This is a genomic window from Paenibacillus sp. GD4 (assembly GCF_030846225.1).
GTDB classification, from domain to species: Bacteria; Bacillota; Bacilli; order Paenibacillales; family NBRC-103111; genus Paenibacillus_G; species Paenibacillus_G silviterrae.
This window is the reverse complement of sequence record NZ_JAVCYK010000002.1, coordinates 799,828-811,250: the sequence shown is the minus strand read 5'-3', so window position 1 is coordinate 811,250 and position 11,423 is coordinate 799,828. Positions and strand designations below refer to the sequence as shown.

Annotated in this window: 9 protein-coding genes; 6 read left to right on the top strand and 3 right to left on the bottom strand. The window is 52.6% G+C overall.

All coding sequences use genetic code 11. The features are described 5' to 3' along the window. Window positions 1–31: 31 nt before the first annotated feature. The 4 genes from RAC89_RS26505 to RAC89_RS26490 all read left to right on the top strand — a co-directional run bounded on the left by RAC89_RS26505 (window position 32) and on the right by RAC89_RS26490 (window position 6,901). Window positions 32–1,975 carry a pectate lyase family protein gene (locus tag RAC89_RS26505; RefSeq protein WP_306616732.1) on the top strand — a complete coding sequence of 648 codons (1,944 nt, stop codon included), beginning with the start codon at window positions 32–34 and terminating at the stop codon, window positions 1,973–1,975. Window positions 1,976–2,235: 260 nt separating this feature from the next. After that, window positions 2,236–3,252 carry a response regulator gene (locus tag RAC89_RS26500; RefSeq protein ID WP_306616731.1) on the top strand — a complete coding sequence of 339 codons (1,017 nt, stop codon included), beginning with the start codon at window positions 2,236–2,238 and terminating at the stop codon, window positions 3,250–3,252. Further along, a complete protein-coding gene (locus RAC89_RS26495; RefSeq protein ID WP_306616730.1) occupies window positions 3,249–5,072 on the top strand; it encodes a cache domain-containing sensor histidine kinase in 1,824 nt (607 codons plus the stop codon). The genes RAC89_RS26500 and RAC89_RS26495 overlap by 4 nt, the downstream gene beginning before the upstream one ends. A 17-nt stretch (window positions 5,073–5,089) precedes the next feature. Next, complete coding sequence (locus tag RAC89_RS26490) at window positions 5,090–6,901, top strand: alpha-L-fucosidase (RefSeq protein WP_306616729.1); 1,812 nt, start codon at window positions 5,090–5,092, stop codon at window positions 6,899–6,901. Window positions 6,902–7,597: 696 nt separating this feature from the next. Here the strand turns inward: RAC89_RS26490 and RAC89_RS26485 are convergent. Further along, window positions 7,598–8,452, bottom strand: a complete 855-nt coding sequence (locus RAC89_RS26485) for an IS3 family transposase (protein WP_306617806.1) — start codon at window positions 8,450–8,452, stop codon at window positions 7,598–7,600. A gap of 11 nt (window positions 8,453–8,463) precedes the next feature. Next, on the bottom strand, window positions 8,464–8,781 hold the full coding sequence (locus RAC89_RS26480) for a transposase (protein ID WP_306612350.1): 318 nt from the start codon (window positions 8,779–8,781) through the stop codon (window positions 8,464–8,466). A 326-nt stretch (window positions 8,782–9,107) separates the two neighbouring features. Between RAC89_RS26480 and RAC89_RS26475 the strand changes: the two genes are divergently transcribed. Further along, the gene (locus RAC89_RS26475) at window positions 9,108–9,458 is read left to right on the top strand and encodes an HIT family protein (RefSeq protein WP_306616728.1); all 351 of its coding nucleotides are present in this window, start codon (window positions 9,108–9,110) and stop codon (window positions 9,456–9,458) included. A 57-nt stretch (window positions 9,459–9,515) separates the two neighbouring features. On the opposite strand, the gene RAC89_RS26470 is transcribed toward RAC89_RS26475, so the two are convergent. Continuing rightward, window positions 9,516–9,827: a hypothetical protein gene (locus tag RAC89_RS26470; protein WP_306616727.1), complete on the bottom strand. Its 312-nt coding sequence runs from the start codon at window positions 9,825–9,827 to the stop codon at window positions 9,516–9,518. Window positions 9,828–10,040: 213 nt separating this feature from the next. Between RAC89_RS26470 and RAC89_RS26465 the strand changes: the two genes are divergently transcribed. Then, entirely contained in the window at window positions 10,041–11,423 is a 1,383-nt protein-coding gene (locus tag RAC89_RS26465) for an FAD-dependent oxidoreductase (protein ID WP_306616726.1), read from the top strand.

Sequence of the window (11,423 nt, the reverse complement as noted above, 5' to 3'; positions counted from 1 at the left end):
ACTAACGAAGAAGCAGGGGAGGACGAATCGAATGACTATTGATAATCGGCATCAACCGAGGCCATTGGCCGAAATCAGCATGGAGCATCCGACCATGAGCTTGTCTGTCGGCATACCGGCCCTTCTGAAGCTGGGCGACCCTTATCCTGTGCTGCGGGTCCGGGCAGCCGTATCTTTGCGTTGCACCCTCAAGCTTCGGCTTCCCGGCACCAAGCTGGAAACGCTTGAGCTTCCGCAGGTGGAGCTGACGGCAGGGGAAGAACGGGTGATTTCGCTGCATGGTAGCTGCAGGGAGGAAGGACTGTATGAGCTGACTCTCCATCTTGCTTCCGAGGACGGGGCTTCCCATGCATATGACGCATTTGCTTTTACAGCAGTAAAAGATGGCGAACCGTCTGGCCGAGGCCGTATCGCCTATGCCGGCGCGGATGGAGCCATGATCTACGTGCCCGATTACAAGGGCAATCGAATCGCCGATTTTTCACATTGCGGTTATAAAGGCGGAGGCGTCCGGCTGCCGGAGGCGTCCGTACGTGCCGTTGTGGAGCCAGGAAACGGAGATGCGACAGGCATGATTCAGGAGGCCATCGAACGGGTCTCCTCTCTACCGGTTGGGCCCGATGGCGTTCGGGGAGCCGTGCTGTTGAAGCGGGGACGTTATCTGCTGTCCGGGACGCTCCGTATTGGCAAGAGCGGCGTCGTGCTGCGCGGAGAAGGTCAAGGCGAGGACGGTACAATTCTTCATGCGTCCGGTGCCGGCCGCAGGGATATGCTGCGGATCGAAGGCGAGGCGGGTCCCAGGCTGCTGCCTGAGACGGCGGTAAGGATCACCGATATATACGTGCCTTCAGGGGCCAAGTCTTTCCATGTAGAAAAGCCGGATGCGTACCGCATCGGTGACCCCGTCATGCTGGTCCGGCATGGTAACGAAGCGTGGATTCACGCGATCGGCATGGACGATATCGTCCCCCGTCCCAAGGTAGGAGGCACGAAACAGTGGAAACCGTTTGACCTGGCTTTCGACAGGATCGTCACCGGGATAAGCGGAAATCTGATCACGCTGGATGCCCCGATCGCGAATGCCTTGGAGCAATGCTACGGAGGAGGAACTCTTGTCCGCTATGAGGATCCGCAGCGCATAGAGAACGTTGGTGTGGAAAATTTGCGCGTTGAGTCGGATTATGATCCTCATGTCACCGATACCCAGATTGACGGGAAGCCGGGCGATATGCTGTATGCCGCGGATGAGGAGCATGCTGTCAACTTTGCCGTTCTGAACCATGTCAAGAACGCTTGGGTTCGCGACGTTACGGGCTTTCATCTGGAGCACTCGCTGGTCACCGTCGAGCGCTCGGCCAAGTGGGTAACGATTCAAGATTGCACGGTACGCGAGATGGTCAGCATCATTACCGGAGGGCGGCGGTATGCATTTCACCTTGCCGGTCAACTGACGCTAGTGCAGCGCTGTGACGTGGAGACGGCGAGGCATGCCTTCGTGGTCGACAGCATGGTTCCCGGCCCTAATGCATTCGTGGACTGTGAATCCAGACACGATTATAACACCAGCGAGCCGCATCACCGGTGGTCGGTCGGCGGCTTGTATGACCGGGTTAGGGCACCGATTAATATCCGCGACCGCGGCTGGATGGGCAGCGGCCACGGGTGGTCGGGCGCGCAGTATGTCGCCTGGAATACGGTAGGCCAACTGACGGTGCAGCGGCCCCCGACCGGGCAAAATTACGCGATTGGCCACGTAGGCGTTCAAGCTCCGCCGTTCCTTCCGAATTCGTTCGACCCGCGTCCCCGGGAGGAGGGCTATTGGGAAAGCTTCGGCCGGCATGTCGAGCCGCTCAGCCTCTACGCCCGTCAGCTGGAGGAGCGGCTTGGGACAGAGGCGCTTGTATGTACCGGCATAGACCGATCGGCAAGTCAGATCTCGGGGTGGGGAGAAGCTGACTCGGGTGATTCCGAGTAGATGACCTGACCTGCTGCGACCATCGTAAAAAAACACAAGAGAGCTGCAATTTTCCCAATGGCTCGCCTGCCGGCACGGCAGTAAGATGAAGGGGGGCGACGGCGGCGGCTGTACTGCTGGAACGCTGTAAAGAGAATGGGGTACGATGGCTGAATTCGTTACCTGCGTTTAGTCATTGTCCAATCCTTCGACCCATAGTAAGATCTATGAAAAGACTCGTCATTTTCTAAAGAGATCCTGCAGAGGTGGAGGTTGGAGACATGAGACTATTAATCGCAGATGATGAACCGATTATTCGCAGCGGCTTGATGAAGATGGCGCAAGACTATACACACAGGTTTCAGTCTATCGAAACCGCCAAGAACGGGGACGAAGCGCTCCAAATGATCGTACGCTCAGAGCCTGATTTGATTGTGACCGATATCCGAATGCCCAAGATGGACGGCCTGGAGCTTTGCCGGAGGGTATATGACGCCTATCCGCATATTCTCATGGTTGTTGTGTCCGGCTACGGTGATTTTGAATATGCACAGAAGTGCTTGTCATACGGGGTGAAGCATTACCTGCTAAAGCCGATCACGCCGCCTGACTTGCATGAGGTATTCGACCAGATCCTGAAAAGCCAGTCGCAAAGCTACATTCCCGTCTCCCGCTACGTGGATTGGGTGGAACGGATCGAACAGAGTGTGTGGTCTCTTCAGGCCGATGAGACGGCCCGGCTTATTGCGGAATGGAGAGAGAGCTGCGCGCACCTGCCGGCTCTGCAGCTGAACGATTTGATGCACGACGTGCTGGGCTTGCTGCAGAAGCATTTTCAGGAGAAAAACCGCCCAATTCCCAGCGGCTTGCTCGAAGCCTTCCAAGCCCGAACCAAGCCTGAGCTGTTCCGGGAGTTCGAGGACCGGCTGCAGGCAGTGATGGACGAGCTGCTCGCCGCCCGCCGCGGCAACTTCAAGGATCCGGTGGAGGAGGCGAAGGCTTATATCGACTCTCATTTATCCGTGGAGATCACCCTGAAGGAAGTGGCGGATATGGTCGGCATCACGCCGACATATTTCAGCGCTTTGTTCAAGAAGCTGACCAACCAAACCTTCGTCAGCTACCGCATTCATAAGCGGATGGAAAAGGCGTGCGAGCTGCTTGCCGTACCCCATATGAGGACCGTAGATGTAGCGGCCGAGGTCGGTTACGACGACTACCCGCATTTTACGAAGACATTTAAGAAGCTGTTCGGTGTTTCTCCGTCGGAATACCGCGCTTCGCTTGGGATCCGATGATGAGGAATCTGAATCTGTCTCAGAAGCTGTTTATTTCGTACCTGATCGTAATTCTGATTTCGCTTACGGGCGTCGGAGTGTTTTCCTACAGGGCTTCGTCCGGTGAGCTGGATCAGCTGGTGCAGAACCAGCTCTCGCAGGTGGTGGGGAATGCCGTCCATCACACGGATCTGTATATACGCAACTATGAGCGGTCGATGGTGTCGCTGCTGAACAGCAATGACGTTAAGCGGTTCATTGATTTGGCGCCGGGAGAGAACGGGTACCCCTATTATGAATTGCGTAAATACATTCGGGAGCTCGGCATCGAGCCGCTCTTTATCCGCAATCCGGAGGTCGCGGATATTTTCCTCCTGAGCTTCAACGGGAATGCGATGTATTTCTATAACGGCATTTCAGGCGAATCGTTCAGCAAGGAGGAGGTCAAGCGGCAGCTGGAATTTTATAAGCGAAACACGAACCAGAACGGCAGTCTGAGTGTTTTGAATCATAGCATCCTGCCGGGGCAGAACAATTCGATGCTCACGCTTGTCCGCCGTATAAGGGGACTTGCTTCGACTGATCCGGGGGGCATTCTGGCTATTGAGCTGCGTGCGGCTGAGTTATCCGAGCTGTGGAAGGGAATCGATCTTGGAGAGACCGGGTATTTCTTCATCGTCGATGAGGAGGGCAAGTTTGTGCATCATCCGGACAATACCCTGATCGGACAGGCTGTACCTGATTCGATTCGGGAGCATGTACTGGCCTCCGGTCCGCAGGCGTTCAGCGCCAATGTCAACGGCAAGGAGCAGATGTTCATGAGCCGACGCTCGAGCTACGGCAATTGGCGGCTGGTGGTCTCGATGTCATTGGAGGAACTGCATAAGCCGTCCGCGACGATCCGTTCAACCACACTGGTAGTCGGCTGCTTTACTTTGGCGCTCGCCTTATGGCTTGCCATCCGTTTCGGCCGATCGATTACAGGGCCGATACGTGCACTAAAGGGTGTTATGCGTCAAACGGAGAAGGGAAACTGGGCGACCATTCCTCTCCCGGAATACCGCGATGAGATCGTGGAGCTCATGAGCCGTTATAATTTGATGGTTAACCGGCTCTCAGAGATGGTTGAGAAGGTTTATCAGGCGGAGCTGCGTGATCAGGAGAGCCGCATGGAGCGGCAGAAGGCTGAGCTGCAGTCCCTGCAGCTGCAGATCAATCCGCATTTTCTATATAACACGCTCGAAACGATTGTTTGCTACGCCGTAATCCGCGATTCGAAGGAGATTACCGAGATTGTGAAGGCGCTGGCTTACATGCTGCGCTATTCCGTTCAAACGAATCTGGAGGAAATTACGGTGGCGAACGAGCTTAAGCATGTGCTGCATTACCTGGTGGTGCTGCAGCACCGGATCGGGCGGGAATTCGAAATCGACGTTGCTGTACACCCGGACTATTTGCTGCATAACATGGTCCGGCTGACCTTACAGCCGCTTGTGGAAAATGCGTTTCAGCATGCCTTTCCCGAAGGGGTAGAAGACTATCACTTCATTCGGATTGATGCCGGGGAGCAGGAGAACTTATTCTGGGTCAGTGTGGAGGATAACGGTGCGGGCATCAGCGCAGAGAAGCTGCAAGAGCTGCGAGAGAAGTTGGGTACCAACCGTCTGATCGATAAGGAAGGCGGTGCGGCCCGATACGGCGGTATCGGGATCGTTAACGTTCATCGGCGCATTCAGATGGTGTTCGGCGAACAGTACGGCTTAAAGATCGAGAGCGAGGTCGACAAAGGAACGAAGCTAACGATGTTCATGCCTAAATCGGAGCCCGTTCCATTTCCATAGAATCGGAGGGAGTCAAAGTGACGGAGCAAGAGGATTTAATGGATAACGCCGGCTCGGAGAGGCCGGGGAGCCAAGCAACTGACGCAGATGCGTCACATGACGCCCGGATGGCTTGGTGGCGGGAGGCGAGAGTCGGCCTGTTCATCCACTGGGGACTTTATTCGTTGCCGGGCGGCATATGGAAAGGGGAGGAGGTAAAGGCCTCCTATGCCGAGCATCTCATGCTGCGGGCGCAAATTCCCATTCATGAATATGAGCGAATTGCAGACGATTTTCAGGCGAAGCAATTCGATGCCAAGCAGTGGGTGCGGCTAGCTAAGATGGCAGGTTTGAGGTACCTGATCTTCACCGCTAAGCACCACGAGGGTTTCGCGATGTATGACTCCAGCGTGTCGGACTACAACATTGTAAAGCGTACGCCGTTCGGACGCGACCCGCTGAAAGAGCTGGCGGATGCCTGCCGCGAAGAGGACGTGAAGCTTTGTATCTATTACTCGCATTCGATGGATTGGCATCATCCGGATTCGCAAGGCAACACCTGGGATTACCCGGGCAATATCGGCGCTTACGACGAGGTCTCGGCGTGGATCGGCGATGAAGATAAGCGGTCGCGCTATGAGCGCTACCTTCGAACGTTCGCCCAGCCTCAGGTGCGTGAGCTTCTGGAAAATTATGGACAGATAGGTCTGGTGTGGTTTGACTGCGGCCATAAGCTTACGGAGGAGCAGGGGGCTGCGTTCGTGGAAGAGGTTAGGAAGGCACAGCCCGATTGTCTTGTGAACCGACGTGTCTATATGGAGCCCTACGGCGATTACGGCAATACGTCGGACAATCAGCCGCATGTGCGCGTTCCTCGCCAGGATTGGGAGTCAATCGCAACTCTTAATGATTCCTGGGGATATAAGGCGGCGGATAACAATTGGAAGACGTCGGAGGCCGTACTCCGGCAGATGCTCGATGTGCTCAGCTTGAACGGGAACTTCGTCATCAACGTCGGTCCGACAGGAGACGGAGCCTTCGATCCGAAGTCGGTAGAGCTGCTGAAGACCATTGGGGACTGGATGCATACGAACGGAGAGGCCGTATATGGCACGACCCGCAGTCCGATTGGCAAGCCCCCGTGGGGTCGTTGTACGCGGAAAGGGCGGACCTTATATTTGCATGTGTTCGATTGGCCGAAGAACGGAAGACTGCTCGTGCCCGGTATAAGAAGTACTGTAAAGCAGGCGTATGCCCTCGCTGACCCTGAGCGCCTTCCGCTTGCCATAGAGCGGGCGGGAACGGACGACATCGTGCTTGCTGTTCCTTCGCAGCCGTTCGCCGCGGTCATTCCCGTCATTGCCTTGGAGCTTGCATCCGATTGCGAGACGAACCCGCTGCCGCTGTTGTACGAGGAGGAATACCCGAACATACTCGGCGCCTTTGATGCCGACATCGGAGGTTCTACCTTGCGCTACGATACGGGGAAGAAGGGCCGGGATAATCTGGTGGCGTGGAACAGTCTCGACGACGAGGCCCGTTGGCGAGTACGCGCGAACGGACCGGGCCGTTACCGGGTTACAGCTGTAATTGCGGCAGATTCCTGTGGGGGAGCAGGCTCGTTCGAGCTGTCCGTAGCACTGGCAGGTGCCGGTTTCGTCGGTGACGGGTCTGTGCAGCGTCTGGTTGGCCATGCGGCCGCAACAGGAGGCCTGCAGGAGTTTGCTCCTGTGGAGCTGGGGAGTGTCGATATCGGGCAGGCCGGTGAATACGAGCTGAAGCTGCGTGCGGTTTCGATTCCGGGCGAGACACTGATGAGCTTTAAGCAGTTGATTTTGGAGCGTTTGTGAGAGAAGGAGATTGCCTTCGGCCTTCGGGCCTTAGAGGCAGTCTCTTTTAGTTTGTTTAGGCATTGTCCACAGCCGGAGCTATAACGTTCAACCTGTACTTATACCAGCCTACATAGAATTATGCAAATGGGCAGAAATCATAAGCAAAATAGAGCTGCTTTAGCTCGATTTGTGCTGTTGAAGTTATTTCATAATTAGAAAGCCCTTGTGGAATAAGGTTATTCGGTATACAAAAGCAGGAGTACCTCCCCACATTCCCGAAGTTAAGGTTACCCAATGGCATAGGCAACACGAAGGCGCAAAAAAACGGGCTTTTGTTGATCTCGAATTAAATGCACAGCTCGAAATTGGTTACCTGTGCAGATAGATGGCGTTACAGGGCGTCTGGCGCTTAATACGGCACGGTAATGCTCCCTGTAACGTTATGAAATTACCTTATTGTTCCAAATATGTGTTCATCTGCCACTGTAAGATGAAAAAATCGCGTTACAATGAGTCTGGTGCTTAACACGGCCCGGTAACGCTCCCTGTAACGTTATGAAATCACCTTATTGTTCCAAATATGTGTTCATCTGCCACCTTAAGATGAAAAAATCGCGTTATAGGCGTCTGGCACTTATATCGGGCCGGTAATGCTCCTTGTAACGTTATGAATGGACCTCTGTCAAGAAAGTAGACACTCCGTTAAGTGAACGCTTAAGCAGGCTTCTTAAAACGCGCAGCAAATTTAACCGGCGATACATAGCCGATTGCACTGTGGATTCGCTTACGGTTGTAGAAGAACTCAATATATTGAAAAATGGCTTCATAAGCCTGCTGCTTCGTTTTAAACTTGGTGCGGTAAATAAGCTCCTTCTTTAATATGCTGTGAAATGACTCGATACAAGCGTTGTCATAGCAGTTCCCTTTTCGGCTCATGCTGGCTTTCATTGAGTAAGCCTTCAATTTCTTACGGTATTCATCTGAGGCATACTGTGAACCGCGGTCTGAGTGATGGATGAGCCCTTTCCGAGGTTTCTTGGCCTCATAGGCGGCTTGTAACGTGTCTACAACTAAGTCTGTGGTCATTCGATCGTAAAGGCGCCAGCCGACGATCTCACGCGTGCATAAGTCTAAGATGCTGGCAAGGTACAATCGGCCCTCTCGGCAAGGGATGTAGGTAATGTCTGCTACCCAGACCTTCTCTGGCTTTTTCACATCAAATTCCTGATTCAGGATGTTTGGAGCAATAGGCAGATCATGGTTAGAGTCGGTTGTCTGTACCTTAAATTTACGAGAAACGCACGAACGCAGCCCTAGCTCCTTCATGTAGAGACTGACTGTGCGCTCTGAAATCTTAAACTGTTCAGCCCATAGTAAACGGGTGATCTTGGGACTGCCATATCTTCCATAAGAGTCGTGAAAATGGTAGGAAATCCGCTCCATCACCATCGTCTTCCGTTTCTCTCGCTCACTTGCTGTAGCCGTTTGCCACTTGTAAAACCCGCTCCTGGATACCTGCAGCACTTTGCACATCTTCTCCATTCGAAATTCGGAGCGGTGATCTTCAATGAACTGGAACCTTAGTTCTTTTCTTTGCTGAAGATGTGCAGAGCCTTTTTTAAAATGGCCAGCTCCTCTTGGAGATCGGCTATCTCCTGATCTTTTTTCTTGGCTTCGCGTTCTTTTGCTGCCAATTCTTCTTTCATTTGACGAAGCTTTTCCGGGTTGGCTAGCGGCTCATTTTCAAATGAACGGTACTGAGACATCCAGTTGTGGATTGTTCCTGCCGGAATGTTCAGCTCCGCCGCGATTTCCGGCACCGTCTTGGTCTGTTCTTGTACGTATTTGACTGTCTGCTTTTTAAATTCTTCATTGTAACGCTGCCGTTGATTTCCCATGGTGGACACCTCATTGTTCTTTGCTAAGTTAATTATCTAACTTCACTTAACGATGTGTCCACTTTTTATTCTAGCTGCAGAAATCATCTTAATGGGCAGAATTCGCAAGCAGATTTGCACTGCCAAAGCTCGATTTGTGCTGTTGTGAAACTTTACAGAGTGCGCCTCGAAGTTTCCTCGCAATCCGGCTCGCAAGCTGTTCTTTAGCACAATGCGGGGAGCTTAAGCACAAAGCCGGCATGATTTGCTGCTGATTCGTACATATTGACTAAACCTAATGGATCCATTGTAATTATGAGTTAAGATGGTTTAGAGGGATTAACCAAATGAGCGGAGGGATCTATTTGACGGAGGATTTTTATTGCGATGAGGTATTAAGCGGTCGTACATCGGTACAGAAGGTAATGGAGACGCCTAACGTTCTTGCCTATCATCACACTCGTCCGTATTATCCTGTTCACATCGTTACGATTCCAAAGAAGCATATTTCTTCTCTACTAACACTGGAACCGGAAGACAATGAGCTATTACTGGAGCTGATGGATGTGGTCAAAAAGGTAGCATCACAAGTGCAGACCGAGTATGGGGCATGCAGGGTGCTGACAAATTTGGGGAGGTACCAAGACTCCAAGCATCTTCATTTTCATGTGTTCTACGGTGAACCACTCAGCGGATAACAAGGCGTTTCATACACAAAGGCAGCCGATGGGCTGCCTTTGTCGCACAGGGATCCGTTAATCGTACTTATCCTCTTCGACTCGAAGCTGATTGTGTACAATGAGCTCGGCCTCGGTTTCGAAGTTTAGATAGAGCGGCGCTGGAAGAAGGTCAATCATCTCTTGCACCATGGGCAGCTCCAAGAAGGCTTCAATCGTTTCAGGAGGCGGCTCTAAACCGGAAACCCATTCCCGTACGGCGTCGATGAAACGATAAAAGGATGCTTCAAATGCGTTCGCTGCCGTTTCCGAATCCTCGTGATCCGCCCGAGCCATGGAGCTCCAGTTCTGTAAAGCGATCTTCAAGGCTTGTTCAACTCTGGGGCTCATTCCCTATCCTCCTTAACCTTCAGAAAGGTTATCTATGCTAAAGTAAAGTATAAAGCTTCTCACAATGTCTTGTACACCTTAGGAGCTTTTGAAGTGAAACAAAATGCATCCCTCATGAATGAATACTGCATGTTCAGCCTCAGATCCCCTTACTATAATGAAATTGTGCTGGAAACGGAACGTTCCGTGACATGAAAAGGGAGAAGGTGCAGTATGGAAAACCGTTCAATAAGACAAGTAATCAAAACGCAGGTTCTGGTGCTGGGCGGCGGCGCCGGAGGGGTGGGGGCTGCAATAGCCGCTGCGCGTGAAGGGGCGGAGACCATCCTGGTGGATCGTCAAGGCTTTCTAGGCGGCAATATGACCATCGGTCTGCCTTTGCTGGCATTCCTGGATGCTCAAGGACGTCAGGTCACAGGCGGGCTGCCTCAAGAGATGGTGGATCGTTTGATCGAGCTCGGGGGCTCCTTCGGGCATAGAGAATGCCCGTTACATAACTCAACGACGGTAATAGACCCCAATTTAATGAAAATCGTCGTTTTTGAAAAAATCAAGCAGTATGGTGTAAAGCCTTTATTACACTGTGAAATTATCGGGACGAATGTGGAAGACGGAGAACTAAGATCCGTTATTGTAAAAGGAAAAGGCAAGGAAATCGAAATCTTCGCCGATGTGTTTGTGGATGCGACGGGTGACGGCGATGTTGCCTATATGGCCGGAGCAGAGTACGAAAAAGGGCAGTACGCGAATGGAGAAACACAGCCGCCTACGCTTATGTTTACCGTGGGGGGCTTCGATCTGGAGCGATTTATGGATTTCCTGCAGGATCATCCGGAAGAACTAAAGCACGGATCCTCTATGAAAATTCGTCCCGGATATACGGCCGAGTTTTTGCGGGCCAGCGAAAACCATGTGTTCGTGGGATTAAAAAACACGATTTCGAGGCTGCGGAAAGAAGGAAAGTGCCCGATCGACCGTGATACGATTATTTATATTAACCTGCCAAGGGAAGGGTACATTGCATTAAATTGCATTCGCATCCTGAACTTCGACGGCACTAAGCTTGAAGAGCTGAGCAGAGGCGAGATCGAATCCAACCTGCAAATCATCCCGCTCATTACTATGCTAAAAGAACATATCCCCGGCTTTGAACAGATTTACTTGTCCTCCATTGCGCCGTTCTTGGGGATTCGTGAAACACGGCGCATTATCGGCAAGCAGATGATCCGCGAGGAAGCGGCTGTCAACGGTGTCATTCCGGAGGATACGATAGCGCTCGGATCGTACATCATCGATATTCACAGCGGCTCGGGGGATTCCACCCTGATCCGGTCGCTGGCGGGTCCTTACGGGATCACCTACGGGGCGACGATTGCCAAGGATGTGAAACGGCTGATGCTAAGCGGACGCTGCATCAGTGTCGATCCGGTGGTGTTCGGCTCTTCACGGGTCATGCCGACTTGTATGGCGGTTGGCGAAGGCGTAGGAATCGGTGCCGCCTTGGCTGCACAGAACCGTATTGCCCCCGAAGATGTGGATGTCCAAACAATAAGACACAAATTACGCGAGTACGGTGCCATACTTTCGTTAGTATAA